This is a genomic window from Paenibacillus sp. FSL H8-0079 (assembly GCF_037991315.1).
Taxonomy (GTDB): Bacteria; Bacillota; Bacilli; order Paenibacillales; family Paenibacillaceae; genus Paenibacillus.
Genome location: NZ_CP150300.1, coordinates 5,311,194 through 5,337,818 on the forward strand (window position 1 = coordinate 5,311,194; position 26,625 = coordinate 5,337,818).

A 26,625-nucleotide genomic window follows, 5' to 3' on the forward strand; every position below is an offset into this window, starting at 1 on the left:
CAGTATTCCTTCATCATTTTACCAACTGGATTTCGTTACCCCGGGAATCTGACCTTGATGAGCCAGTTCTCTGAACTTGATTCGAGATACCTTGAACTTGCGTAGATAACCCCGCGGGCGACCTGTTACTTCACAACGGTTCTTCAGTCTGGTCGGAGATGCATTCCGCGGCAATTTTTGCAATGCTTCGTAATCCCCTTTTTCCTTCAATTCCCGGCGCAGGTCCGCATATTTTGCCACGATCGCCTGACGTTGCTTCTCACGTACCACTTTTGATTTTTTAGCCATGAATGACAGCTCCTTATTGATTGAATTTATGTTTAGAACATCATCTTCCGAGTTATATGGCTTCCACAGGCCATGGCAGCGGGTTGTCGAAATGGCCCCAGTCAGCCAGCATTTCTTCATCACTGAGCAGGCACTGGTCCAGCTCATCTTCAATGCTCGCACGTTCCATTTCGATCCCGATCATGACAAGCTCCGTCTGACGATCTCCCCACTGGGCATCCCATTTCTCCAGAACATCCGGCTCGTTACGTAAAATCTCTTCTTTGTCCGCTTCCGGCAACGCCGCGACCCAATGTCCCGCAGGACCGAACTGAATGGATGGCCCAGCCTGACTGAGGCTTGCCGCAACATCCCCTTCAGCCGCAAGCCATACTAAGCCTTTGGCACGTACCACTTCTTCCGGCCAGTAACTCATGAATTCAGCGAGACGAGAAGGATGGAACGGCTTTCTGCGGCGATAGACGAAGGAACCAATGCCATATTCCTCGGTTTCCGGTGTATGCGACTCCTTCTCCAGCTCCTGAATCCATCCCGCGGACATGCTCACTTTCTCAAAATCAAAGCGGTCTGTATTCATAATCTCGGACGGATTCACCTGTCCATTCTCGGTCCGAATGATCTTGGCGTTAGGCTGTAACTTGCGGATGATACCTTCGAGCTTGTTCAGCTCGGTTTCATCGACCAGATCACATTTGTTGAGCAACAACACATCACACGTCTCGATCTGATCGATCAACAAGTCTACGACATCACGGGTGTCTTCATCTCCGGTAGCCTGATTACGATCCAGAAGACTCTGTCCTGATCCAAAATCATGCCAGAATCGATTGGCATCCACCACCGTTACCAGACAATCCAATCGGGCCAGGCGAGTTAGATCAATACCCGACTCCTCATCGGCGTATGTAAAGGTCTGTGCAACTGGAACAGGTTCACTGATGCCGGTGGATTCGATCAAAATATAATCATACTTGCCTTCGTTCACCAGCTTCTCAATCTCTTGCATCAGATCATCCCGCAAGGTGCAGCAGATACAGCCGTTCGACAACTCCACCAACTTCTCTTCGGTTCGAGACAAGGTTGCCTCCCCCTTGACCAGCGCAGCATCAATGTTCACCTCACTCATGTCGTTGACGATCACCGCAACTTTGAGCCCCTGTCTGTTGTTCAACACATGATTCAAAACTGTCGTTTTCCCTGAACCGAGGTAACCACTCAGTACGGTTACCGGAACTTGCTTTTGTGTCATAGAAACCTACTCCTTATATGTGCAGTCTGTGTAATCCGGACTTTAATAGTAATTATTACGATTAACAACAATGACTATAATCCTGTTGCACGGTCATTGTCAAACTATTTTTGATTTCAACCTGCAAAAAAACAAAAAAAGGCTGATGACCAGCCCTTGCACTTTCGCATCCTAAGGATACGTTTTGGCAAGAAGTGAGTCATAAACCTCCTCTGTAAATGTTCGCATTACATGCGGGATAGGCTAGACAGCGGACTATATCAATATACATTAGAAGTACGCCTGTACCGTGACATATTCAACAAAGCTATATAAATTGAACTGAACATTTACACGAAACGGAGAGGACAGAAAGAACCTGAAGAAGCGGAGCTACAAGCTTTCTGCAGGAAAGCTACTTCGAAAGCATACACTTCGCCTACAAGCTTTCTGAAAGAAAGCTACATCGGAAGCATACGCTATCCCCGGATTTAACCTTTATAAAAAGGAATCAAAAAAATCTGGGGATAACAGCGATCGGAAGGTTGTTCTGTCATTGGAGTGATCCGTGTAAATGTTCTTTAGTTCAATTTATATAGTCACCACAGATCTGGCCTTATTCCCCGCTTCCATCCGTTGCCTGAACACCAACACCAGAACCATCGCTGCAATAGAGAGCAACGTGCAGATCATAAACATGGTCGAATACGAACTCACCTGTACAATGAGCCCCATCGCCAGTCCTCCGAGAGAGAATCCGAGGTCATACGAGGACATGAAGATCCCCATGAGTACATATCTGGAATCCGCAGGCAGCACAAAAGACAGATATGTGGTTAACGTCGGGTACAACAGTGCCAGGGCAAAACCGCTGAACACCGCGGATAAATACACTAGTGGCCCGATGATCTCCATCAGACTGAGCAACTGGGTTCCCAGTGCAGCACACAGCATTAACCCTGCCATCAGCCAAGTATTCCAGCTACCATCGGACGGAATTTTTTTACGCAAAATAAACCTGCACAGGATCACAACCAATCCCTGAATCGTCAGAAATACGCCTGCACTCGCCATTCCGGTGGATACCATATACAGGGGAAGAAAGGTCGCTGTCGCACCAAAGACGCAGGACGCAAACAACATCACCACACTGCTGATCAGCAGTGGCGTACTGCGCCAGATGCCACCGAATGAACGAAACATATCGCCCAAGGTATACGATTTGTTCTGCACGGTACTCCGCGGCAGATCCACATTATATCCAATCAGAAGTGGCAAAGCAGCCAGTCCGATCATCAGGAACGTAAACGCCAGATCACTGGCATTTTCCCAGATTTGTATGGCGAGGATCGGAATGACCAGAGAAGGAACCATCGTAAACAGGGTGTACATGGACAACCCTTGGGCCCGGTCTTTGTCCTCCAGCTTTTCTACAATGCCTGCCTGCATCGTCATGGAGAAAAAAGCCGTAGCCACCCCTTGTAGGGCCCGCAACCACAGATACGTCTCCACACCAAAAACAACAAATAACAGCAGCGTGCCCGCATGTAATAGCAATAGCCATTGCATCACTCGAAGTGGCCCATGCTTACCCAAGAGCTGCGCTGCAAAAGGTCTCAAGAGCATACAGGTGAACATATATGCCCCCATCATCAGACCAATCTCAGCCTGATTCAATCCGGCGGCCTCGCTTCTCAAAGGCAGAATAATTGTCAAAGCTGAATTTGCCGCAAAAAATAAAAAGGCCAGCATATAAAACCGGATAAACGAAAAGGATACCGGATTTAATTTTCCATTGGATGTTGCCTTCATTGAAGCCTTCAAACGTTCGTCACCACTTTCTCTACTGGCAGTCAACTCACAGATGTACCTGTCACGGGTCTACGCCGTTCATAGGCAAAAACGATCATTACCGCTCCTAGGATAGCACACATCATGTACATAAATGAATAGGAAGAGAAGTCAGCGACGGGTCCCATAATCACACCACCCAGAGAGATACCCAGATCCGCCATCGCAATAAATAAACCGATCAGAACGTTCCGATTCAGCTTAGGCAACACAAAAGATAAATAGGTCGTGAGTGTCGGATACAGGATCGCCTGACCGATTCCCATGAATACAGCGCCCACATAGAAAAAGACCACCCCGCCTGTCACGGCAAAACTGACACATTGCGCAGCTACGGCGAGCAGACACATGGTGCCCATCATAAAATTAGAATGCCAACTGCCATCGGACGGAATCCTTTTTCGAAGCATAATTCGAGCCAACACCACTGTTCCTGCCTGAAGCATCAGATATACACCCGCATTCCCGTCTGGTACTTGACTCGCATACAGCGGAATAAAGGTGGTAATCGCGCCAAATACAACCGAAGCTGCGAGCATTAACACACTGCAACGAAATAAATGTGGATTCTTCACCAACTGACCAAAGGATTCCCACATGCTCACGTTCTGCTCCGAAAGATTCTCAGCAGGTTGCTCCTTGTTTGGTTCCATTTTGGCGGTATATCCGAAGACACCCGTACAGACGGCAATGCCGATCAGAACCACTGTAAAATAATCCATGCCACCCGTCTGCCAGATTCCTAATGCGATAACTGGCCCCACGATGCCTGGTATATAACTGAACAGCGAATAATACGAAATCCCCTGAGAGCGATCCTTCTCCGGAAGGGCATCAATAATGCCAATCTGCAAGGCCATGGAGAAAAACGCTGTCGATACACCTTGTAAAATACGAGCAACCAAATAACCGCCGAGTCCCGTAAAGGTATATAAAATCAGCGCAAATCCATTGATAATCAGAATCAGACGCAATATTTTGATTGGTCCGTGCTTTTGAATAATCCGACCTGCCCAGGGTCTGAAAAACATCGTTGTGAGCATATAAGCGCCCATGATCAGTCCGATTGTTGTACCGCTCGCGCCCAAGGACTCCCCTTGCAATGGGATGATCACGTTAAGAATGGCATTGGCACTGAAATATAGAAGAACCAATATGTACAAGCGCAGAAAAGGCCAAGACATCGCTCCACTCACAATGGGTGTTCCCCCTAAAATGGTATTAATCAATTTCATAACTCACTAATAATAGATTTATGTAACTAGATATAGACAAATTGAACCGTTTTGATCTATATCTAGCCTTGATTGAAGCAGCTTAAGGTATTATGAAATCGATTCAAATGCTTCAATAATCTCTTCGCATAGTCGGACTGTACGTCCTTGAGTTGCTTGGTCGGAACGATCTCTACAACCTGTCCCTCTCTGAAAATGATTACCCTGTCACAGATATAGGCTGCCGCCTGTATATCATGTGTGATAAAGACATAGCTCAGCTTGTAGATTTCCTTAAGCTCTTTCAGTAATTGCAACACCTGAATCTGAACAGACACGTCCAGTGAGCTGATCGCTTCATCGAATACGATAAGTTTTGGGGCTGTCGAGATCGCTCTGGCAATGCACACTCTCTGAGCCTCCCCGCCGGATAGTTCATGCGGATATTTGGATCTATAGGAAGAGTCCAGTCCAACTTGGTTCAGCAACAGATCTACCTTCTCTGAGTTACCCTGATCCTTTCGCAGCTTTTGCTGTGCTTGCATTGGTTCCATAATGGCAGCTTCCACGGTAAGAAACGGATTGATGGAGGACGTATAGTTTTGAAAAACGGCGCTGAGATTGCCCATCCGTACACGTCGATCCTGTACGTCTTTACCATCGAGCGAGATCGTTCCACGATCCGGGCGTTCAATGCCCAGAATCAGACGGCCCAACGTGGATTTTCCACTTCCGCTTTCACCAATGATACCGAGACATTCACCCTGCTGGCATTCAAAGGTAACCTGTTTCAACACCTGTTGTCTGTGCTTGGAGAACAATCCGCCTTGGCTATAAGATTTTTCAATACCATCGACCTTTAACATCTATAAATCCCCCTGCATCAACGCCTTAAAATGATTGCTCAGCTCCAGTCGGGTAGAGACCAGATACTGCGTATAGGCATGCTTCGGCTCTGTCAAAACAGAATGCATGCTGCCACGCTCTACGATGCTTCCGTCTTTCATGACCATCACGTCATCTGCAATCTTCTGAACGACGCCGAGATCATGGGAGATGAACATCATGGAACAGCCCATGCGTTCGCGTAATTGAATCAATTGCTCCACGACTTCATATTGAGAGATCGTATCCAGTGCCGTTGTCGGCTCATCCGCAATAATCAGATCGGGCTCCAGCACCAATGCCAGTGCAATCATGATTCGTTGCAGCATTCCACCGGACAGCTGATGTGGATATTGATTCAGAATCTCACGCGGATGTCTAAGCATGACGCTTTCCATGGCATGGATGATTTTCCGTTCACTCTCGCGGGTGTTCCAGCCAAAATGTTGCTGAAGCGTCTCCCGAATATGAACACCAATGACACAGGAAGGATCAAATGCACTCATGCCATTTTGCAAAATCATACATAGATGCTTGCCCCGCTTACGCCGCATCTCCGGTTCCGAAAGCTGGTTCAGGTCTTCGCCCTGGAATAACATCGTGCCCGATTGACGAATCCATGGCTTGTTCAGTCGCATGATAGCTCTGCACGTGACGGACTTGCCGCTACCACTTTCCCCTACGATGGCCATACAGCTTCCCTGCCTGACTTCAAATGAACTGTCATGAATGATCACTTTGTCAGTGTTGGTGTCCCATACTTTCAAATGTTCAACCTCGACTATATTCATAAGTGGTCTTTCTCACCTCACTTTCGTAAGACTTGTCAGACTTACCTTGAGAGGTCATCAATTTGGGGTCCAGAGCCACCTGAAGGGCATCCGATAGAAAATTAAAAGCAGACACGACCACCACAATGGCCAGGCCCGGTGCCAACATCAATTCAGGTCTGGAGAACATGACTTCCCTCGCCTCATTGAGCATCATGCCCCACTCCGAATGCGGAGCCTGAATGCCAAGCCCCAGAAAGGAAAGGCCGGAGATCTGCAACATCATTGAACACATGGAACCACTCGCAATGACAGCAATATCGGCAAAGGTAACCGGAACAATATGTTTGGTTATAATTCTCAGATTGGGTGTGCCGGAGGCTTTGGCGAATTTTACATAATCCATATCAGAGAATTGCATCACAGATGTGCGAATAACGCGGGCAAACCAGGCCCATTTCATGCACACAAAAGCAATCAGAATGTTCTCCAGTCCTGCACCCAAAATGCCAACCACCGCCAGTGTCATCACGTATCCCGGAAAAGACAGCATGATATCACAGACTCTCATGATCCATGCATCCACTTTCCCCTTGAAGTAACCCGCGACAAATCCAACAATAGCCCCGATCAGAACAGATAGACTGAGTGCAACCAGAACCCATAACACACTTGGACGGATCCCATAGATTAGCCGGGATAATACACATCTGCCCAGATGATCATTGCCTAATAGATACTCCCAGGACGAGGAGGCGTATCGAAGCTTCATGTTCACTTGTCCAGGATCATGCGGCGCAATAAGCGGAGCCAGTATGCCCGCCATAATCATGACGATAATCACTACCAACGAGGTCATCGCAAGCTTGTCTTTACTGAGATTTTTCAGTATTCGCATCAGAATTCCTTTCTCAACCGGGGATTCATCGCCGCATTAATGATGTCGGATAACGTATTAAACAAGACAAAGGTGACAGCCAACATCAGAACATACGCCTGAATAATCGGAAAATCCCTGCTTAAAATGGATTTCACGCTGAGCCTCCCGATCCCCGGCCAGGCAAATACATTTTCGATGACCACCGTACTGCCCAACACGATCGGGATCGCCATGCAAAAGATGGACACGGCCACCTGTAATGAATTTCTCAGAATATGCAGGGTGACTTTCTTCTCGCTCAGGCCACTTGCCCGTGCATATAACACATAGTCCTCATTCATATTGCTCAGCATGGAGCTTCGAACCGTTCGGAAATAAATGCCTGTATAACTCACCGTGATCACAATCACCGGTAGAATGTAGCTTCGATACGAGTCCATGCCACTGGTAGGCAGGAGATCCAGCTTGACGGAAAAATACCAGATCATAATAGCTGCAAGCCAGTAGGATGGCATGGCTGTGAGGAAAAAGGAAATACCTCTAACCGATCGATCCAGCAGCTTGCCTTCTCTCATGGCACAGATCACACCCAGCAGGATGGACAGCGCAATAATGAATACCGATGAAACGAGCGTTAACTTCAATGTGTTCATAAAAGCCGGCCCCATCAATGACCATACGGGTTCACCCGATACATAAGAGTTGCCGAAATCCAACTGCACAACAGCCATGATCCAGTTCGCATACTGGATCATGAACGGCTGATCGAATCCCAGCGCTTTGTTCGTTTGGGCGATCAGTTCATCCGTGATCTGCGGAACTTCCTGTGCCTGTAACACGACAACCGCCGGGTCCAAGGGAGATAGATTAATCAGGACAAACGTTATAAATGAAATAATAATCAGTAAAGGGATGGCTAACATAATCCTTTTGAAGATATAACTTCCCATATCCATCTCCGCTCTATTTAAATTGAACTAAACAATATTTACACTACACTCCGATGACAGAACAACCTTCCGATCACTGTTATCCCCAGATTTTTTTGATTCCTTTTATATAGGGAAAATCCGGGGATAAAGGCGAACGCTCCGCTTCTTCAGGTTCTTTCTGTCCTCTCCGTTTTGTGTAAATGTTTAGTTCAATTTATATATTTAAAATTCATTTGTTCAAAAGGTAGTTCATATTGGGTCTGCTTGAATGAGATTCCATCGAGATTCTCAGGTGCGACTATGGTGACACGCCCGTTGGTAATCGGGATGAAGACCGCTTCATCATGAACGATCTTCATAATGTCGGTATACAGAGATTGGCGTGAAGCCTCATCCGTGGAAACCATAACCGCATCGATTTTCTGGTACAATTCATCTGCTTCGGCAATTCCGCTTGTCGTATGCTTGTATGCCGAATCAGACGTAAATGCCGCAATGGTACTCTGTGGATCATAAGCCAGTCCCCAGGTTTGATTAAAGAGCAGATCATATTCCCCGGTGGCTCTCCGATTCGCAATGGAAGTGGATTCTTCGCCCACGATTTCAAGCTGAACACCCAGTTCTTTCATCGAATACTGGATCAATTCGGCCTGTATTTTCTGTGAAGACGAGTTGCTGTCATAGTAGAGTTTCATGGATAAAGGCTGACCGTTCTTCGTTCTCACCACTTTACCGTCTGCCAATGTCCAGCCTGCTTGGTCCAGAAGTTTTTTAGCTATTTCCGGATCATACTCCCGTTTCTTCAGGTCCACCTTGGCGTAATTGACATTGGCTGAAAATAGCGTGTCCGCTACAGTCTGCGTTCCGTTGAAAATATCTTTACTGATCGTTTCCCGGTCGATAGCATACCAAAGCGCTTCCCGAACTGCCGTTTCCTGAACTGGACTATTCTGGCGACTGCTATTGGCTACGATCATATTCGTATTCATCGCTTCACTTCGAACCACTTGATAATCACCAGATTCAGCCAATTGGTCCATGGCCTCGACATCAATACTGTCTGCCCCCCGATCATCCGTGAACACAAAGTTGATCTCTCCTTTTTGCAATGCCAGGAATGTTGTTTCACCTGCGGGAAGAACCTTGGAAGTGATTTTCTTGATTGCAGGTGCACCACCCCAATAGTCTTCATTGGCTTCAAACGTGGCGTTCTCTTCAACTTTATGAGCAGTAAGCTTGTAAGGTCCTGTACCGTGGAAACCACTTACCCCGTCTTTGGTTCCGCCATCCTTGAAATCCTTGGGTGATATGAAGACGTAAGGTCTTGTCATAGACAGTTCCACCAGAGCCGGATAATAAGCTTCCGACAGCGTCAACTCCACCGTATGCTCATCGATAACTTTCACACTCGTGATTTTGGTAGACAGCTTGATCCAGGCGTGTTTTTCAGCATTGGCCAGAACGGCATCGATATTTTGTTTGACCGCCTCTGCGTTGAACGGCTCCCCATCATGGAATTTCACATCTTGTCGCAGATGAAAGGTATAGGTCTTACCATCCTCCGAAATATCCCATGATTCAGCTAGCAATGGCTTGATTCCGTCAGGCGTGTTTTCCACCAGAGACTCGTATACCATCCCTTGTGCAGGCATGGAGCCTGTGTACAGATGGGGGTTCATATCATTAATATCTTTGGCAGAAGCATAGATGAGTTCCGTTTGCACCTGACTATTTACAGACTCCGTTTGGGTGCCCTCTTTCTCTTTTGTGTTCTGAGCGCATCCGGCGAGCAGCGCAATGGCTGACACCAGCAATAGTATAGATGTAAAAGTAAGACCCTTTTTCACAACATTTCCTCCTGATGATTAAGTTACAAGCAGACCTTGTAGGTTACATCGGATCACTCCGATTGCAGTACCATCTTCCGATCGCTGTTATCCCCAGATTTTTTTGATTCTCTTTTCCAAAGAGAAAATCCGGGGATAGCATATGCTTCCGAAGTAGCTTTCTTTCAGAAAGCTTTTAGGCGACCGCTTCGTTTCTTCAGATTGGTTCTGCACTCTCCGTTATGATGTAAACATCAGGTTCAACTTGATTAATTTGAGATGTAATTAACCCTATTACTCAAAGTCCGGTGCAGATCATGCGAATATCCTCGTCAAAGGATTGGATCACAAAGGCTTCGGACACGCGTTGATCCGGGTGTGCGTCAGCCACTTCCTGAAGCTTCGCTTCATATCTGGTGATAAATTGATCAATGGTTGGACAGCTCACATCGAGATGTCTGGCTATGCCCTGAATGATTTTGATGCGATAGTAATCTTCCTTGGGCATACGGGGGATGTCCAGCTCGCCTTCGCGATTCATGAACGTTTTGCGGAATGGGACTGCTGAAAAGTCGAAATATTTGCCTTCCGAATCGGGTTCCGAGAATGGATCAATCAATAATGAGGTGTACCGTATGTATAATAAATACTCCTGATGAATGACCTGCAGCTGATTGAAATTCTCGATATCCTGGCGTGATATACTCTCTAATCGAACCGGATAGTTGTCATCCGTCATGAATTGAAGCAGGTTCACTCCCTGAATATCAAGTCGGTCCGTAATATTCATAATCTCCTGCCACTGCGTCCGCATATCCCGTATCAAAACTTGTGTAATCGGACCTTCAGGATACATCTTGTATACGTATTTCTGAGTATCTGGAGCTCCAAAGATAGCTTCTAATGAGAAGTCGTTCATGAACAAAGGTGGATGCACGTACAACGAAATATTTCTCGTTTCCGCCTCCAATGGAGATCGCATCACTTCCAGCGCAACACCCAAACGCTCATACACTTGGCATAGCTTACTGACCTGTTCAGACGGGTAAAGAGTGGAACCGATATAAACCTTTTTCTTGACCCCTGTTGTGATCACATGATTCGACGGATGTTCGTGCATCCAACGGGTATCTCCGAGGTAGGTAGAGAAACTGATCACTTCCGGCGCTGCATTCCGCTCTCTCATATAATGGCTCACCAGTCGATTGGACCCAAACGTTGGAGAAACCAAGATGATAGATTTCAGTTGTTTTATGAATTCCTTATTCATTTGTTCCAACACATCGATATACGCATCGGTGGTAACCGCCAAAATGAGTGTATCCCATTCCCCCTCAATGGTGTCATATCCCTTGAACACATGATCAATGGAACACTCACCTGCGAGCGATTGATGTTTCTCATTTTGAATGCTGACCTGAATGCGCCCATTGCTCTGTTCGAGGGCTGCGAATACGGATGCTGAACGAACCGATGGTCTCCCCGCAATGCCTATACAGCAGTTGAGATGATCTTTGAGCGTTACCGCAAGTTGAATGGATGCAGGTCCGGTTCCGTGTATCAGGATTCGCTGAAGATTGTTCATATATGCCTCCTATATTCAAAGTTCAATCTGTAATCCATTTGGACGCACTTGGATGCACTTGCATGGCTATGCTTTTTGATACAACGCAATATCAAACACATCATCCGGGCGCAGGATCTGGTCCACCAGCTTCCACTTGCTGCTGTCCGTCTCTTTCATTGGATAATTAAACAAGGACTTCAACTGGTCACCATATCTCATGGCTACAACCACCTGTGCATTTGTCAGGGCATGCAGTTGATCGAGCAGATCATATTTAGGGGCCACGGTAGAGCTGAAAATGATATGGGTTGCTTCCTTGGTATACTCCATATTTTCCAGCAAGGTTGACTGCAAACGAATCTTCAAGCCCGCGCCCAGCGTCTCCACCACCTTCTGCCCGAGTCTAATGGATTCTTCATCAATATCGATCCCTACGACCTCTGCACCTGTTCGCTTGGCGATGAGTAATGGTGTCATGGGGAAGGAACCGGAGCCTACCAACAACACTTTCGAATCGGAGGTAACATGGAAACTGCCGAATTCTTTATCGATACACTCTTCTATATTCTTAAAATAATCGGCAATCTGTACATCCCCGTTCTCTAACTTTAATGCACGATATTTCTCCATGATCGCCACACACTGGGCGGATTTATTTCTTAACTGCCATATAAGCGAATCAAGTTCTTCCAGCTCTGAATGCTGCAACTGTTCCCAGGCTGCCTTATTCTCCTGATCGGTCACAAAGCGGGAGTAGTCATTGATCACACCCTCCAGCTCCGAACTATGCTGAATCGTATGATCATACTTGCTCGCGAGCTTATCGAATTTCTCTGCAAATTCACTCAAACATGTCTGAAAATGGACCAATGTGATCATTTCTTTTCCCCCTATACGTTGTCTCGATCATGTATCATGTACCTCATGCGTTTACAGCGCTCCATTCTGCTGGAGCATCTATGAAGGCTTTGCCCTGTGCCACAATGCCAACCGATCCCTCAATCGTAATACTCCCAAGTTCTGCGCCATTCCACTGGGCCGCCACTTTGATCGCACCACCAGGCTGCTTGATGTACTGCGTAATCTGCCGCTGTTGGCTCCACGCGAGATAGGCTCCGACGGAGGCCGTACCCGAACCACACCCTCTCTCCCAGATCAGACTATCCAGCTCAGGAACATAGATGAGTGGGGCCATTTCTTCCGAGTGCGATTGATATAACAAGATACCGATCAGCTTATCTCCCATTGTTAATCCCAGTAATCTTGCAAGGGTCTGTGCCCTCTTCTTCATGATATCGTCGAAGTCATCGACTTCGATCACGATATGGATGAACTCAGTGTAACGGATGATTACCATATCCAGCTCGATGCCTTCGTACCGGATTGTTCGCTGCTCAATCTGCTTCGGAACCGGCATGGTTACCTGGCAGTCGTATTCGTTCTGCTGCTTCTTCACATGGCACATGATCAACTGATCGGTTCCGGAAACCTCCAGCGCGATGTCCATCGATTCCTGAAGTGCCAGTCCTGCTTCCGATGCGTGGTGTGCTGCAAGTGCCATACAGGCATTGCCACAGAACTCCCCTCCGGCCATTTCCAGACGTGCCACAGCTTCCGGTCTCCTCGTTGGCTCAATGAATCCCACTTGTTCAGCGTAAACGTTATCATACGACATTAGACGCGTCGCAATATGATTGTATTGCTCGGCTACATGATCCGTTTTAACCAGAATCGTCATGTTTTGGGTGGGACTGAACTTGATAAAATCGATCTCCTGTTTCATCGCAGCGACTACTCCTGTTCTTCTTTTTATCTAATAGTAATTATTACGATTAAAAGGTCGAGAAAAATATAGCACATCTTTTTGGGGAGCGTCAACAAATATTTCCATTTCAAAAATAAAATTTCATAATACCTTTAGCTTCCCTTCCTGTAAGAAAACCCAAACAGAGCTGACACTTCTGCGCCAGCCCTAGCCATAATTACACCATCTGATAAGATTCAAAAAATACGAAAAACGGTTGCCGCAGAACGGAACCGTTTCGATCTGGATATGATTCAGGAATTCACTGTACCTATCACTCCTGATGTGCTTGCACATTGTGCAGTGCCTGTTCAGCCAGTGCAGCCAGAAGATGTGCTCCTAGCGGCAATGCCCGTTCATCCACATCAAAGCCAGGGTGATGCCACTCATTCGGGCCAGAGGTGCCCAGGAAGAGGAACAGGCCCGGAACTTCTTTTTGATAAAAAGAGAAGTCCTCTCCTGCCGGAGAAGGCAGCGGTCTGATGCTGTTCAGTCCAATCTGGCTTGCAACTTGCTCCGCCGCAGATGCCAGAGACTCATCGTTGACCACGGCAGGTGGTCCCTGAATCCAGCGAACCGTAGCCCGTGTGCCATAGGCCGCCGCAACACCGGCTACCACCTGATTGAAACGCTCGCGAATCCGTGCACGCACTTTCTCATCAAAGGTACGCACTGTGCCATCGAGGATCGCTTCATCCGGAATAACGTTCCAGGCTGTGCCGCTATGTAGCTTGGTGACGCTGATTACAGCGCTCTCCTGTGCTCCCACATTGCGACTCACAATAGCCTGTAATGCCGTAACAATATGTGCGGCAACCACGATTGGATCAATGCCGGCTTCAGGCACGGCCGCGTGTGTGCCTACACCTTCCACTTTGACAACAAAACCGTCTGCTGCTGCCATCAATGCACCTTCCCGAATGCCCACCGTACCCACCTGGAGATCAGGCTTGTTATGCAACCCGAATACGGCCCGAACATCGGACAATGCGCCGCTCTGGATCACTTGTCGTGCACCCGTTGCTTTTTCCTCCGACGGCTGGAACAACAAGCGTACTTTCCCAGGGAGCGTGGACTCGCGCTGTTTCAGTAATCGTGCAGCACCGATCAGAATCGCCGTGTGTGCGTCATGTCCGCAAGCGTGCATCTTCCCATCTACCTGGGAGGCAAAATCAAGTTTTGTCTCTTCCTGAATGGGCAGCGCATCAATATCTGCTCTTAGGGCGACCACAGGTCCGTCCCCTTGGCCTACTTCAGCGACGAGCCCTGTCCGCAGCACATATTCGTCTGCAATACGGACGCCTTCCTCTTCCAGCCAGCTGCGAATGGCAGCTGTCGTCTCCCTTTCCTCGCCGGACAATTCCGGGTTACGATGCAGGTGTCGCCGAATGGTGATTAAACGTTCCGCGAATGCTTCCGCCCGTTCACCGTGAAGCTCATGCTCGGGGCCCTGTACTAGTTGCTCAGCCTGCTGTTTGGGCTGTTCCAGATCACTTTTCATCACATGGCCTCCCATTCGTATATATTCACTGACCTACTTCTATCCGATTGCTGCTTCCTGTTCCTTGGATTCCAGTGCAAATTCACTTAATCCCTGCTCTGCTAGAATTTCACGCAACAATTCAAATGATCGAATTCGCTTGGAAAAGTCACGTGTAGCTGTAGTCACAATGAACTCTTCCACAGCAAAATCCTGCTGGAACTTCAACAGTGCCTGACCTACCGTTGCTTTCGTGCCCCGGGTTACGCTTGGTTCAAGAATTTCAATTCGGTACTTTTCGTTGGATTGACGTCCGAATTCTTCCGCTTGTTCAACAGAACCGACCGTCAGCACTTTGCCACTCTCCATGTGAATTCTCACCAGCTTATGTTCACCCGCAAGTTCTTCCGCTTCTTCCTCACTCTCCGCCACAATTAGGGATAAAGCCAGTGCAGCGTAGGGCTCCCGTTCCTGGGAACGATCGAATTGCTCACGATATACACGGATGGCTTCAAGTGCTACCTCTATATTACTGTTAATGAAAAGTGAAAAGACATAGGGGAGTCCGAGTTCCGCAGCCATGCCCGCACTATCTACACTGGCTCCAAGCACGTACAGCTCTGCTGGACTGTCGGACACAGGCGAAGCAGTGAGCCCCGCAAGTGCATGAGATGGATCTTCATGTGGTTCATTATGAATGTATCGCTTCACCTGAACAATTTTCTCTTTCAGAGATGCAGCTTCCTGAATACCTTCCTGTAACGCCTGTGTCGAACGGGGTAATCCGCCTGGTGCACGACCGATTCCCAGGTCAACTCTTCCTGGTCCGAGCGCTGCGAGTATATTGAAATTTTCGGCGACTTTATATGGGCTGTAATGCTGGAGCATCACCCCGCCAGAGCCCAGTCGAATCCGCTTCGTATGCGCAAGCAAGTGGGAAATGAGTACCTCTGGGGAGGAACCTGCAACATGCCCTGAATCATGGTGCTCCGATACCCAGAACCGATGGAATCCAAGCTGATCTGCCTGCTGTGCCAGCTCAATCGTGTGCCGAAAAGCATCCACCGCCGTTTCCCCTACATAGATGGGGGTCTGATCCAAAATGCCAACACGAATACTCATATCCTTCTCCTCCTTGATTGTGCTGAACCTCTGTTCTTGAATCACTATTAAGTTGAACTGGAGATGTTACACTTTATCACTCCGACTGCAGTACCATCTTCCGATCACGCTTCGCTTCTTCAGATTGGTTCTGCACTCTCCGTTATGGTGTAAAAGTCAGATTCAACGTTAGACGCTCTATAACTGCCGCAGCAGTTCCCCGAAGGGCTCTGCCAATGGCGAATATTCTTCTTTTAAAGTGACGACGCTGATCTGCAACGATACACCTGCCACCTCATGTACCTGAATGGGGAACAGCTCCTGATTCTGCACTTCCTTCTTCACCGTGAGTCCCGGGAGAAAGGCAATGCCTGCCCCTTGCATAACCAGTTTCTTCGCCGTCTCCGAATTATCGACATGATATGTAATATTCGGCGGATGTTCCAGCGAGTCGAAAGCCCGGTGAATGCGAAGCCAGTCCAGTGAACCACATTCGAAAAAGACCAGTTGCTCATTCCGGATCGCCTCCATGCTGACATGCCCGCTCTCAATGAATGGATGTCCTTTGTACACATAGAGCTGGATCGGATCTTCATAAAAAGCAACCGTACGGATCGCAGGATGCATGACCTTGCGCACAAAAGCAAGATCGATCTCCTGACCAAGCAGTTTGGCAATCAGCTGATCCGTCGTTGCTGTCGTCAATTTGATGTTAATTTCGGGGTAAGCATCCTTGATCTTGGGTAGAAAATCGGGAATGACATAATTGGATACCGATACTGTACTACCGAGCCGAAGAGCATCCGGTGTTGATCGCCGTTGCTGAATCTTCTGCTTGCCCTTCTGAATCACTTGCAGCACTTGCTGCGCATATGGCAGGAATTTCCGACCTTCCTCTGTCAGCACAATTTGCTTGCCAAGCCGATCAAACAACTTGCAGCCCAGCTCCCTTTCCAGTGACTGAATGCGAGCTGTGACCGAAGGTTGGGACAAGAAGAGTACTTCGGCAGCCTTATTGAAGCTTCCATAATGATTGATATATACAAATGCTTCAATGTTCTCGATATTCATGAGCGCCTCCGTATCCACGTCCGCAGACGTTTGACCTTATATACATTTAACCGATATACTTACTAGGTTTTATGATATCTTAATCCCATCCTTTTCCAGTGTCAATATCAATTCATTCAGCGAACGATCCAGACGTGTAGTAATATCCGCCGAGATTACGAACTTTCCATCATCCAATCGTTCGATTCCCTGATCCACAGCATACACGCCACCCAGGATATGTCTTCCACCAAGGGCTGCCAGAACAGGCTTCAATGCATAATCAATGGCGAGCAGATGAGCAATGGAGCCACCGATAACGAGTGGGAGTGTCAACTTACCCCGTAACCCTTCTTGCGGAATCAGATCCAGGAACAGCTTGAGCACGCCGGAGTATGATGCCTTGTATACCGGTGTAGCTACAATAACGGCATCTGCCGCTTCAACAACAGCCAGTGCATCACGAATGAATGAGCTGTCGAACCGGGCTTGCACCAGATCCTCAGCAGGCAGATCCACGACGTGAATAACTTCAACCGTAATGCCTGCCTCCGTTAATTTTTGGCTGCTGTAATCCGTCAGACCTGTCAAACGCGAACGCTTGGAAGGTGATCCGGCAATAATGACAACATGTGACATAAATTTCTCCTCCTTAGAATAGCGGTTTGGGCGTGCCTGAAAACTCCGAAGGAAGCAGATTTTACCGAATTTTCGTTCCAAGCCAGGAAGTTTTCCGCAGGCGTGCCGGGGCACGTCAAGGGAAAGTGACGCAGTATGGGGCGAAAAGGCGGTAAAAGATGCACTTCAGCGAGTTTTGAGACACGTCCTAGGCCGCTCCTTTTACTTTTGGGTCCAACCGATCGCGAATATCGTCTCCAATCAGATTAACCGCCAGTACAAACAACGTGATCGCCAGCCCTGGGAACGTACAAATCCACCAGGCAACCGTCAGATAACCTCTACCTTGCGAGAGCAATGCCCCCCAATCCGGTATTTCCTTCAACACCCCAAGTCCCAGAAAGCTGAGTCCGGAGCCCGTCAGGATCGATGTCCCTACGCCCAGCGTAGCCATGACCAGCAAGGGTGACAACGAATGGGGCAGTACATGTTTCCAGAAAATACGGGTATTGGAACCGCCCAGTGAACGTGTTGCTGTAATGAAAGGTAGACCTTTGACTGATATGACCTGCCCACGCATTACCCGTGCGTACCCCGGAATCGAGGAAACCGCAACAGCCAGTGCAATGTTCATCAGTCCTGGCCCGAGAGCAGCTGCAACAGACAACGCCAGGAGCACGCCGGGTACAGCCATCAGAATATCGACGGCACGCATGGTGATGGTATCCACAATTCCTCCGGCATAACCGGAGATAATACCAAGCGCACTGCCAACAATGCCTCCCACAAGCACCGAAGCAAATCCAATGAGCAGCGAATCCCTGCTTCCATGCACAACCACACTGAAGATATCTCTGCCAAAATAGTCCGTCCCGAACAGGTGCGCAGCAGAAGGAGCCTGCAGGATAACATCCGTCATCATCTGAGTTGGATCATAAGGAGCAATCCAGCCTGGTACAATCGCACATGCCACGGTAAACACCACCACCAGCAATGCTGCATAAAAGAATAATCGGGATACCGCGAATGAGACGCGATAGCGCCAAGGGCGGCGATTCCACAGACGTATACGTCCTACGCCCGCCCATGCTTTTTTGTCACCAGCTAAAGGTTTCATGCTCATGAGCAACAACTCCTCCTTCCATACTCCGCATCAGGACACTTCTGACTGTTCCAGCTGTCATCATGTTCGGACTGCACGCCGAACCCGGGGATCAATGTACGAATACGAGATGTCCACCAGCAAGTTCAAGACAACATAAATAATGGATGTAAAGAAGACAACGCCTTGCACCACTGGCAGATCCTTGGCCATTAGCGCATCCGCAATAATCCGGCCGATTCCTTGTCTGGAGAAGACGGTCTCCACCACAACCGTTCCCGCAAGCAGATCACCGATCAGCATGCCAATTACCGTTACAGCAGGGATCAGCGCATTACGCAGCGCATGGCCATACATGATGGCGCGCTCCGAAAGCCCTTTGGCCCGTAACGCCACGATAAACGGTTCATTGATCACTTCCAGCATGCTGTTACGCACCATCCGTACGATAAACCCTGCACCAACGAGTCCCAGCGTGGCTGCCGGAAGAACCAGTGAGCTGAATCCGTCGGAACCCATCGCCGGGAACCAGCTAAGCTGTACCGAGAATAACAGGATGAGCAGTATTCCCGTCCAGAAGGTTGGCATGGAGATGCCAAACAGTCCAACAAGCCGGGCGACGAAATCAATCACGCCATTGCGATGAATTGCAGACAATACACCGAGTGTAATTCCGATCGTAATGGCAATGATGGAGCTGAGTGCGGTCAAAGCCAGTGTGGCTGGAAAATGTTCCAGTATTTTCGGCAAAACCGGATCGGAATTAATCATCGATTTACCGAAATCGCCACGCAGCATATCACCGAAATAGTTCGCAAACTGGATGTAAAACGGCTGATCCAGTCCAAGCTGAACCCGCAGATTCTCGATCATCTCCGGGGTAGCCGAGGACGGGTCCAGCATGAGCAGAACCGGATCACCCGGCAGGAGATACATGATGCAGTACACCAGCACCGAAGCTCCGAATATAACCAGAAGCGATGTTGCGAGTCGTGACAGTATCGTATGAACCATACCGGGATATCTCCTTCCTGAATCTGGATTGGCCGTTCCTATAGTGCATGTTCAAAAAGACCAGTTTTCATATTCGATGCTGATCATGCCATTAGGCATGACTCGTAATCAAAAGTGGACTTTTTGAACAACCTCTGTTAGGGCTGAATGCGAGCATCGTTAAAGAGTGGATAACCCAGTGAATCGAACTTGATACCCTCGACCTTTTTTGATGCTGCGACGGTATACGGGAATACATAGATCGGTAGAATTACCGCTTGCTCAATCAGATATTGTTGAATCTGATTGTAGATCTCGACACGTTTATCCGCGTCACTCTCAACGGCCCCCTGCTCCAGCAGTTCATCGATCTTCGGATCAGACAAACCGGATAAGGTCGGACGCTGGCCCTCTGCACTCGTATGATAGAAGGCATACAATGCATTCGGATCGGAGTTGACCTGGCTGTTACCATAGAGATCATAATCCCAGTTCTGATAGATGACCGTTGCTACGTCTTTGGTAATTTCCACTTCAACAGCGATGCCTACCTGTTTCAGCTGTTGCTGGATAATGGCGGCAATGTCATTGCGTTTCTCCCGATTGGGCGAACCATCGACATAACGCAGGGTCAGCTTCTGGCCGTCTTTGGCACGAATACCGTCAGCGCCCTTCACCCAGCCTTGTTCGTCCAACAGCTGATTGGCTTTGTTGATGTCCGGGTTAATGCTACCTTCCAGTGATGCATCATAACCCAGGATTCCAGGAGACAGTGCGGACCACGCACGTTCGTAGTTGCCCAGATACAATGTTTTGACAATCGATTCCACATCTACAGCGGATTGTACCGCCTGCCTTACCTTCACATCATCCCAAGGCGCTTTGCGCAGATTGAAAAAGAGTGTATATGGCAATCCCACCGTATTGGCCTGTAACAGTTGCTGGTTCGGATCGTTTTTCAATGCAGCGATATTTTGCGGTGGAACGGTCTCAGCAGCGAGTACCTGACCACTTTGTACACTTCCGATGCGTGTCGCTTCTTCCGGTACAATTTTGAATGTGATCGTATCCACATGTGGTGCAGCTTTATTTTCAACCGTCTCAGGTCCCCAGTTGTAATCCTTGTTCTTGGCAACGACGATATCCGCATTTTCATCCCATTTCACAAAGGTATACGGACCTGTGCCCACCGGATTTTTACCCAGCTGGTCGCCATATTTTTGGGCAGCTGTAGGGGATATGATCCCCAGAAGCGCCTGGCTCAAGTTGCCAAGAAAGGCTTGCGATGGCGATTCCAGATTTACCTTAATGGTATATTCATCAATGACCTCGGAGGAGCTGTAGGGTCTAATCAGGGCAAGGGAATTGGCAGCTTTGGTGGCCGGATCGATCACCCGGTCCAGATTGTATTTCACGGCTTCCGCATTAAACGGTGTGCCATCGTGGAACTTCACACCTTCACGCAGCTTGAACGTATAACTCTTGCCATCCTCCGATACGCTCCATTCCGTGGCGAGCCAAGGTTTGATGGAACCGTCCGGCAACTGTACTACCAGATTGTCGTAGATCGTCCGGATGGCACGTACCGTTACGGCAAGCCCACTGCGATGAGGGTCAAGCGTGTCCGGTGAAGTCGCGAGTGCAAAAGTCAGGTTTCCTCCTTCAGCTTGCCCGGCCTGATCCCCGCCCGAAGCCTGTGCTGCACCGTTCGTGCTGCCTCCCGCCGCTCCGCAACCGGATAATACCATCACCAATACTGCTGCCAATGCCATATATTTCATCCATGAGATAGACCTGTTCATATCGCTTCCCCCTCTGTGTATACAGGTGTCATTAAATTGATGTTTATACCAATACTTGATATATCCTATGAGTTAAGTCGGTTTTAAAATAGTGCGAGACGTAGTAAGTGACTTTATTACCGGTTGGAGAAAACAGCCCGACAAAATCAGATGCTCGTTCGCTCCCCATCCGTTATGCCAAATCAGATACGACTTGCTCCTTCGCAGCCGTATAACGGTTCACCGGAATCTGCACCCCAAGGTTCCCTCGCAATGTATCGTGTTCATAGTCCGTACGATACAGGCCGCGCTCTTGCAGAATCGGAACAACCAGTTCCACAAAATCAGACAATCCACTTGGCAGCTCCGAAGCAATAATGAAGCCATCCGCCGCTTCCGTCTCGAACCATTCCTGAATCTTGTCAGCAACCTGCTCTGGTGTGCCCAGGAATTTGCTGCGCGGTGTCGCTGCTCGCAGAGCCACTTCACGCAACGTCAATCCTTGCTCCTTGGCATCCTTCTTGATCTTGTCCGTGTTACTGCGGAAACTGTTACTTCCAATGCCATTCAGCTCCGGGAAAGGCTCATCCAGTGGATATTGGGAGAAATCATGATGTTCGAAGAACCGTCCCAGGTAATCCAGTGCTTTGTCGATGGTGACCAAGCTTGCGATCTCCTGATATTTCTGTTCAGCTTCCTCTTCGGTCTGTCCAACAATGGGATTGATGCCTGGCAGAATAACAATATCCTGTGAAGAACGTCCATAGGAAGCCGCCCGCGTTTTCACATCTTTATAGAATGCCTGTGCATCTTCAATCGTATCGTGTCCGGTAAAGACAGCATCCGCTTCTTGTGCTGCCAGCGTTTTGCCATCTTCCGATGAACCTGCCTGGAAAATCACCGGCTGTCCTTGCCGTGAACGGGCAATATTGAGCGGACCTTGTACGGAGAAAAACTCTCCTTCATGATTAAGCGTGTGCAGTTTGGATGGGTCGAAGAATACACCACTCTCTTTGTCTCTTACAAAGGCATCATCTTCCCAAGAATCCCACAATCCTTTGGTTACCTGCAGATATTCCGTTGCAATACGGTAACGTTCCGGATGCGTAGGGTGATTGCTCTTACTGTAGTTCTTCGCTGTACCTTCGAGCGGAGAGGTTACTACGTTCCATCCTGCACGGCCATCACTGATCTGATCGAGGGAACCGAACTGTCTGGCTACGGTGAAGGGATCACTGTAGGATGTCGAGAGGGTACCCACCAGTCCAATCCGTGAAGTAACGGCAGCCAACGCGGACAGAATACTGATCGGTTCGAAGCGATTCAGGAAATGGGGAATGGATTTCTCGGTAATATACAGACCGTCTGCGATAAAAACTAGATCGAACTTGCCTTCTTCGGCTTTCAACGTCTGACGCTTGTAGAACTCAAAGTTAACACTGGCATCTGCCAGAACTTCCGGGTGTCTCCATGTGGTATTGCTTCCTCCAACTCCGTGTACAATAGCTCCGAATTTCAAACTGCGTTTCGCTGTCATGTGCATTCCGCCTTCCTTGGATTAAAATCTTCAAAAGAACTATCAAGGGCCACTTTGAACTGATTACGTATGCGAAACAACTTAATAGTTAACTATTCCTATGAGTTTTGTTTGTTTTAATTTCACAAATCTTATCACTGCCCCGTAAAAGGGTCAACAGCGCGACTAATAGATTTTTTCTATATGAGTATTGAAGATGTGAATTAAAACCATTTACATCTCATCAAGCGTTGAGTTATGAACGTTCCCGCTGCTGCACAAATGCGATCTTGCATCATGCATCAGCCGGAACGGCTTGCTCCAAAGGTATATATCGACTCCCGTTAGACCGCTGCCGCTTCGTCCGCTCGTGCCAGAAGTTCAGCCAGCTTCTCCAGATCAGGTTCCAGCAAGGCTTCAAACTTGCCGTCCCCTCCTACTTCAATGACAGGTACATGCCGAATGCCATATTTTGCTTCAAGTACATCTCGCAGCACGTCATTACCCTGCACTTCAATGTTCTCGAAAGGCTGGTTTCGCTCTGTCAGAAATGCTTTTACTTCCCCGCAAAAATGACAGCCTGTTTTGCTCCACAGCACGACTTTTTTGGTTGATGATGACATCGACATACCTCCTGGTTGGTTTTAAAATTAAGATCTGAGCGATGGATGACGAATGCCCTAGACCTTTAATTCCCATCTGTTAAATAAGAATTATGGAATTATGGCTATAAATGTACTCCTGCACCCTTCAGGCGTCAATGGATCTGCTAATAGAATAAACCTATAGCTAAATAGAAAGATTAAATTTTAAATTTGAAAGATGAATGATTTTACATAAATGTGCCGTTATTGGCCCCTCCAAATCTGTTCAAGAGCTTGTTTCGATAGTACAGTGTAAAACTCGATCTGATCCGGACTTCGATCTATGGCCCACCTCAGGGTATCAAAGGCTTTCAACAGCAAAACATACCTCGCTTGATTCAGTTCATGTTCCTGCACCTGCACACTTGTCCCATAACCTTCTAAAAACGCTTTCAATTCTTCGTTATCAGGACCCTCTCCCCGTAGCTGGCATTGCATGAGTTGAATGATATCCCCATACGGCGTAACGGTGACCTCCGCATTTCCCCAGTCCAGAAGGGTAATCTCACCCGTTGAACTTACGATTGTATTCTTCAAAGAGAGATCGCCATGGCATAAGCCAAAGCGGAATTTTTGCATTTTCAGTTGTTCGAATAATTGCCTTACGACCTGTGATTCCTTCATCGTCATTACACCAAGCTCGATCAGCGGGTCTTGCTCCGTCAGACTATTGATATTGTATTGCACATATCCTTGCCAACTGCCATCTGATCCTGCATGAGGGGGAGAGTAGAATCGATCCTGTACAGAATTGTGCAGATCCCTTCCGAAACCTGTAACGGGGATGGATTGCAAACGTTGAGTATACTCACCAAGTTTCCTCCAGATCACGGACGGGGATACTGTCGTGTCCAATCCGTTATCCCCTTCCACAACCGTTTGAATCATATAGGCATGTTCAGCGTTGACCCCAACGGATAATGTCTCTGGCCCAGGAATACCGGCACTCATTGCTCGTTCGATGCACCATTTTTCTTTCAAAAAGGTGGGATATGTATCTGGATTATTCATCCGTACAATCACTTTATGACTTGCCGTTTCCACCAGGCAGACCTGATTAACAAAACCTTTACCCACGATATGATGTGAGCATGTTACTTTTTCCAGCAAAAAATCACTGGCAATCTGTTCGGCTTGGTTAACTATAAAATTCTTCACCGTGCATCCTCCCTATCTCATGATCCCAAGTTACGCTTGATGATAACTGCGTTGGTCATAGTGTAAAAGGAAATGGATGATCTTTCAATTATTCGGATGCGGAATGAGTCAGAGCGATTACACAGGATACCGCTACATCTTCCATTCCGCATCATGCTGCTGATTCGCATAAACAGATCGCCTGACATTACAGATTGGGGTTCAAGAGCTGAGGTGGGGCGATAATCGGCCAGCCTTCTTCCATCGAATTCAATTGGTCCGCAGACACGCTAACGATATGCCCGGAAAGCACGCCCCAACGTTCCGCGGTATAAACGGATACAAATCGTCTGCGCTTGCCTCCGCTAATCTGATATCGAATCTCGGGTGCATCCACTGTGGCAACAATACTTCCTTCTGCCCAGCCATTAGGAGAACCTTGAACCGCTGTCGTATGCACCTGATGTGACTCCATCGGCCATCCTTGCACGTCCCCCGCTGATATCAGTGCTTCTCCGGCAGGAATGGCGAGCAGATCCGGTTTGGCAACCTGAACAGGAGATATTCCACGCGGTACAGGGATGTTCAACTTACGCCGCCGTCCGCCGGTTAAAGTATAGACATCGCCTTTGGCATCGGACAGGAACGATCCTTCCGGGTAGAATTCACTGCTGCGTCTGAACTGCAATGCTGGATCTTGGCTACCCTGCGTTGAGATTCGCTGACGCGGATCGATTGCGTTCGTATCTCTGTCCTCTTGTTGACCGGATAAGGTACCAGAGGTTTGTCGTTTCGCCAAGCGGGTGGTTTCGGCAACCAGCGCATGGGGATCTCCCCACTTTTGGCTATAAAACTGCTCGTTATCCTTGTTCACTACAGCAAAGTCCTGCTCACCCAAGGCTTTCATGCTGACACTTCCGAAGTGATGGATAAAGGCATCCCCGGCTACCGCAAGCTGGTATCCTGCCAACTTCACCCGGATGATCCAGTCGTCATCTTCAAAATTGCCCACGGCATAACCTTCATCCAGATAACCTACCCGTGAGAACAGTTCCCGTGAGAACAGCCAGCAGAATCCGACGAGTCGATCGGTCATTCGGTGTTTCTCTGCATCTGGACGATTATGTGTGCTAGCAAAAGACCACATATCCTCGACCTCACGGTATGGAACCTGAATCTGCTGATCCCCGCCAATATAGTTGGTTACCGGACCCACCACACCAATCAGCGGATCACTGGCAAGACAAGTCATCATGTTATCCAGCCAGCCCGGAGTAACCAGCGTATCGTTGTTCAGTACGATAATATGTCGTCCTCTCGCCATCATCAGCCCGTGATTGACACCTCCGGCAAACCCCCGATTCTGATCCAGGGCAGCCACCCTCACCATGCCGCCTTTGCGAAGCATCGCCTCAGCAGTTCCATCCTTGGAGGCATTATCCACGACTATGATTTCGAAGGGGGCCGGGGTATGCTTTTCGATACTGGACACACATTGCAGCACATACTCCCGCTGATTGTACGTGGGAATAATGATGCTAACTCCTTCAAAAACAAGACCAAACGAGCTCTGTCCTTGGCGGACACCTTCGTCGTAGCCTCTGTGATAACCCTGTTTGTAGAGTTTGGCGCCTTTGGCTGTGCGGTTGCTTCTACCTTTGCGTCTGGATTTCCGCGTTGAACGACTACCTGCTGCATGCAGAACTGCCATGGCAGGTCGCGAGACATCTTGCTGTGTGGCACGGCGGCTCGCTTTTTTGTCGCTGCGAGTGTTAATATCTGGCGTGATGTTATTATGGCTGTTACCATTTCGACGGGTGACGTTTTGCGCATCAGCCTTGTTGTTACGACCATGACGTCTTTCCCCACGTTGTTGATCGGGTGTACTCATGTTGCTCCCTCCATTTCCACTCGTCCGTGAGGCCAACGCGCACATGACCAGCCCCCGGACGGTCCAC

The 26,625-nt window shown here is 48.3% G+C and carries 23 protein-coding genes; all 23 read right to left on the reverse strand.

From position 1 onward, the window contains the following. Positions 1 to 18: 18 nt before the first annotated feature. Positions 19 to 288, reverse strand: a complete 270-nt coding sequence (gene rpsN / locus MHI06_RS23780) for a 30S ribosomal protein S14 (RefSeq protein WP_036605831.1) — start codon at positions 286 to 288, stop codon at positions 19 to 21. 52 nt (positions 289 to 340) lie between these two features. Next, entirely contained in the window at positions 341 to 1,537 is a 1,197-nt protein-coding gene (locus MHI06_RS23785; protein WP_340399311.1) for a GTP-binding protein, read from the reverse strand. Positions 1,538 to 2,107: 570 nt separating this feature from the next. After that, positions 2,108 to 3,373, reverse strand: a complete 1,266-nt coding sequence (locus MHI06_RS23790) for an MFS transporter (protein WP_340399312.1) — start codon at positions 3,371 to 3,373, stop codon at positions 2,108 to 2,110. Next, positions 3,370 to 4,563: an MFS transporter gene (locus tag MHI06_RS23795; RefSeq protein ID WP_340399313.1), complete on the reverse strand. Its 1,194-nt coding sequence runs from the start codon at positions 4,561 to 4,563 to the stop codon at positions 3,370 to 3,372. Before MHI06_RS23795 ends, MHI06_RS23790 begins: the two co-directional genes overlap by 4 nt. A gap of 101 nt (positions 4,564 to 4,664) precedes the next feature. Beyond that, positions 4,665 to 5,447: an ABC transporter ATP-binding protein gene (locus MHI06_RS23800; RefSeq protein WP_340399314.1), complete on the reverse strand. Its 783-nt coding sequence runs from the start codon at positions 5,445 to 5,447 to the stop codon at positions 4,665 to 4,667. Beyond that, positions 5,448 to 6,257 (reverse strand): ABC transporter ATP-binding protein, encoded by an 810-nt coding sequence (locus tag MHI06_RS23805; RefSeq protein ID WP_340399315.1) that lies wholly within the window; start codon positions 6,255 to 6,257, stop codon positions 5,448 to 5,450. Beyond that, positions 6,238 to 7,134, reverse strand: a complete 897-nt coding sequence (opp1C, locus tag MHI06_RS23810; protein WP_340399316.1) for a nickel/cobalt ABC transporter permease — start codon at positions 7,132 to 7,134, stop codon at positions 6,238 to 6,240. Before opp1C ends, MHI06_RS23805 begins: the two co-directional genes overlap by 20 nt. Beyond that, positions 7,134 to 8,066 (reverse strand): nickel/cobalt ABC transporter permease, encoded by a 933-nt coding sequence (gene opp1B, locus MHI06_RS23815; protein WP_340399317.1) that lies wholly within the window; start codon positions 8,064 to 8,066, stop codon positions 7,134 to 7,136. Before opp1B ends, opp1C begins: the two co-directional genes overlap by 1 nt. 191 nt (positions 8,067 to 8,257) lie before the next feature. Further along, the gene (gene nikA / locus MHI06_RS23820) at positions 8,258 to 9,772 is read right to left on the reverse strand and encodes a nickel ABC transporter substrate-binding protein (protein WP_340402178.1); all 1,515 of its coding nucleotides are present in this window, start codon (positions 9,770 to 9,772) and stop codon (positions 8,258 to 8,260) included. Between the two features lie 400 nt (positions 9,773 to 10,172). Continuing rightward, positions 10,173 to 11,459, reverse strand: a complete 1,287-nt coding sequence (locus MHI06_RS23825) for an opine metallophore biosynthesis dehydrogenase (protein ID WP_340399318.1) — start codon at positions 11,457 to 11,459, stop codon at positions 10,173 to 10,175. A gap of 66 nt (positions 11,460 to 11,525) precedes the next feature. Further along, a complete protein-coding gene (locus MHI06_RS23830) occupies positions 11,526 to 12,320 on the reverse strand; it encodes an SAM-dependent methyltransferase (protein ID WP_340399319.1) in 795 nt (264 codons plus the stop codon). A 43-nt stretch (positions 12,321 to 12,363) separates the two neighbouring features. Then, on the reverse strand, positions 12,364 to 13,224 hold the full coding sequence (locus MHI06_RS23835; RefSeq protein WP_169480568.1) for a diaminopimelate epimerase: 861 nt from the start codon (positions 13,222 to 13,224) through the stop codon (positions 12,364 to 12,366). Positions 13,225 to 13,519: 295 nt separating this feature from the next. After that, the gene (locus tag MHI06_RS23840; protein WP_340399320.1) at positions 13,520 to 14,746 is read right to left on the reverse strand and encodes an amidohydrolase; all 1,227 of its coding nucleotides are present in this window, start codon (positions 14,744 to 14,746) and stop codon (positions 13,520 to 13,522) included. 39 nt (positions 14,747 to 14,785) lie between these two features. Next, a complete protein-coding gene (locus tag MHI06_RS23845; RefSeq protein ID WP_340399321.1) occupies positions 14,786 to 15,847 on the reverse strand; it encodes an LLM class flavin-dependent oxidoreductase in 1,062 nt (353 codons plus the stop codon). A gap of 177 nt (positions 15,848 to 16,024) precedes the next feature. After that, positions 16,025 to 16,897, reverse strand: a complete 873-nt coding sequence (locus MHI06_RS23850; protein WP_062837890.1) for a LysR family transcriptional regulator — start codon at positions 16,895 to 16,897, stop codon at positions 16,025 to 16,027. Between the two features lie 69 nt (positions 16,898 to 16,966). Beyond that, positions 16,967 to 17,515 (reverse strand): NADPH-dependent FMN reductase, encoded by a 549-nt coding sequence (ssuE, locus tag MHI06_RS23855; protein ID WP_340399322.1) that lies wholly within the window; start codon positions 17,513 to 17,515, stop codon positions 16,967 to 16,969. Positions 17,516 to 17,702: 187 nt separating this feature from the next. Beyond that, positions 17,703 to 18,617 (reverse strand): ABC transporter permease, encoded by a 915-nt coding sequence (locus MHI06_RS23860; protein ID WP_169480571.1) that lies wholly within the window; start codon positions 18,615 to 18,617, stop codon positions 17,703 to 17,705. 60 nt (positions 18,618 to 18,677) lie between these two features. After that, positions 18,678 to 19,610 (reverse strand): ABC transporter permease, encoded by a 933-nt coding sequence (locus MHI06_RS23865; protein WP_340399323.1) that lies wholly within the window; start codon positions 19,608 to 19,610, stop codon positions 18,678 to 18,680. Between the two features lie 137 nt (positions 19,611 to 19,747). Further along, positions 19,748 to 21,391: an ABC transporter substrate-binding protein gene (locus tag MHI06_RS23870; protein ID WP_340399324.1), complete on the reverse strand. Its 1,644-nt coding sequence runs from the start codon at positions 21,389 to 21,391 to the stop codon at positions 19,748 to 19,750. Between the two features lie 172 nt (positions 21,392 to 21,563). Then, positions 21,564 to 22,907 (reverse strand): LLM class flavin-dependent oxidoreductase, encoded by a 1,344-nt coding sequence (locus MHI06_RS23875; RefSeq protein WP_340399325.1) that lies wholly within the window; start codon positions 22,905 to 22,907, stop codon positions 21,564 to 21,566. A gap of 323 nt (positions 22,908 to 23,230) precedes the next feature. Continuing rightward, entirely contained in the window at positions 23,231 to 23,509 is a 279-nt protein-coding gene (locus MHI06_RS23880; RefSeq protein WP_036605813.1) for a glutaredoxin family protein, read from the reverse strand. A 225-nt stretch (positions 23,510 to 23,734) separates the two neighbouring features. Continuing rightward, positions 23,735 to 24,688, reverse strand: a complete 954-nt coding sequence (locus tag MHI06_RS23885) for an aminoglycoside phosphotransferase family protein (protein ID WP_340399326.1) — start codon at positions 24,686 to 24,688, stop codon at positions 23,735 to 23,737. Positions 24,689 to 24,875: 187 nt separating this feature from the next. Further along, positions 24,876 to 26,558, reverse strand: coding sequence for a glycosyltransferase family 2 protein (locus MHI06_RS23890; RefSeq protein WP_340399327.1), 1,683 nt, complete (start codon positions 26,556 to 26,558; stop codon positions 24,876 to 24,878). Positions 26,559 to 26,625 lie beyond the last annotated feature (67 nt).

Bases quoted from the DNA above. Each gene is read 5' to 3' on its own strand.
- MHI06_RS23890 (WP_340399327.1), bottom strand. From the start codon at position 26,558: ATGAGTACACCCGATCAACAACGTGGGGAAAGACGTCATGGTCGTAAC.
- MHI06_RS23835 (WP_169480568.1), bottom strand. From the start codon at position 13,224: ATGAAACAGGAGATCGATTTTATCAAGTTCAGTCCCACCCAAAACATG.
- MHI06_RS23840 (WP_340399320.1), bottom strand. From the start codon at position 14,746: ATGAAAAGTGATCTGGAACAGCCCAAACAGCAGGCTGAGCAACTAGTA.
- MHI06_RS23875 (WP_340399325.1), bottom strand. From the start codon at position 22,907: ATGACAGCGAAACGCAGTTTGAAATTCGGAGCTATTGTACACGGAGTT.
- opp1B (WP_340399317.1), bottom strand. From the start codon at position 8,066: ATGGGAAGTTATATCTTCAAAAGGATTATGTTAGCCATCCCTTTACTG.
- MHI06_RS23805 (WP_340399315.1), bottom strand. From the start codon at position 6,257: ATGAATATAGTCGAGGTTGAACATTTGAAAGTATGGGACACCAACACT.
- MHI06_RS23825 (WP_340399318.1), bottom strand. From the start codon at position 11,459: ATGAACAATCTTCAGCGAATCCTGATACACGGAACCGGACCTGCATCC.
- ssuE (WP_340399322.1), bottom strand. From the start codon at position 17,515: ATGTCACATGTTGTCATTATTGCCGGATCACCTTCCAAGCGTTCGCGT.
- MHI06_RS23880 (WP_036605813.1), bottom strand. From the start codon at position 23,509: ATGTCATCATCAACCAAAAAAGTCGTGCTGTGGAGCAAAACAGGCTGT.
- opp1C (WP_340399316.1), bottom strand. From the start codon at position 7,134: ATGCGAATACTGAAAAATCTCAGTAAAGACAAGCTTGCGATGACCTCG.
- MHI06_RS23785 (WP_340399311.1), bottom strand. From the start codon at position 1,537: ATGACACAAAAGCAAGTTCCGGTAACCGTACTGAGTGGTTACCTCGGT.
- rpsN (WP_036605831.1), bottom strand. From the start codon at position 288: ATGGCTAAAAAATCAAAAGTGGTACGTGAGAAGCAACGTCAGGCGATC.
- MHI06_RS23860 (WP_169480571.1), bottom strand. From the start codon at position 18,617: ATGAGCATGAAACCTTTAGCTGGTGACAAAAAAGCATGGGCGGGCGTA.
- MHI06_RS23845 (WP_340399321.1), bottom strand. From the start codon at position 15,847: ATGAGTATTCGTGTTGGCATTTTGGATCAGACCCCCATCTATGTAGGG.
- MHI06_RS23830 (WP_340399319.1), bottom strand. From the start codon at position 12,320: ATGATCACATTGGTCCATTTTCAGACATGTTTGAGTGAATTTGCAGAG.
- MHI06_RS23800 (WP_340399314.1), bottom strand. From the start codon at position 5,447: ATGTTAAAGGTCGATGGTATTGAAAAATCTTATAGCCAAGGCGGATTG.
- MHI06_RS23865 (WP_340399323.1), bottom strand. From the start codon at position 19,610: ATGGTTCATACGATACTGTCACGACTCGCAACATCGCTTCTGGTTATA.
- MHI06_RS23870 (WP_340399324.1), bottom strand. From the start codon at position 21,391: ATGAACAGGTCTATCTCATGGATGAAATATATGGCATTGGCAGCAGTA.
- MHI06_RS23850 (WP_062837890.1), bottom strand. From the start codon at position 16,897: ATGAATATCGAGAACATTGAAGCATTTGTATATATCAATCATTATGGA.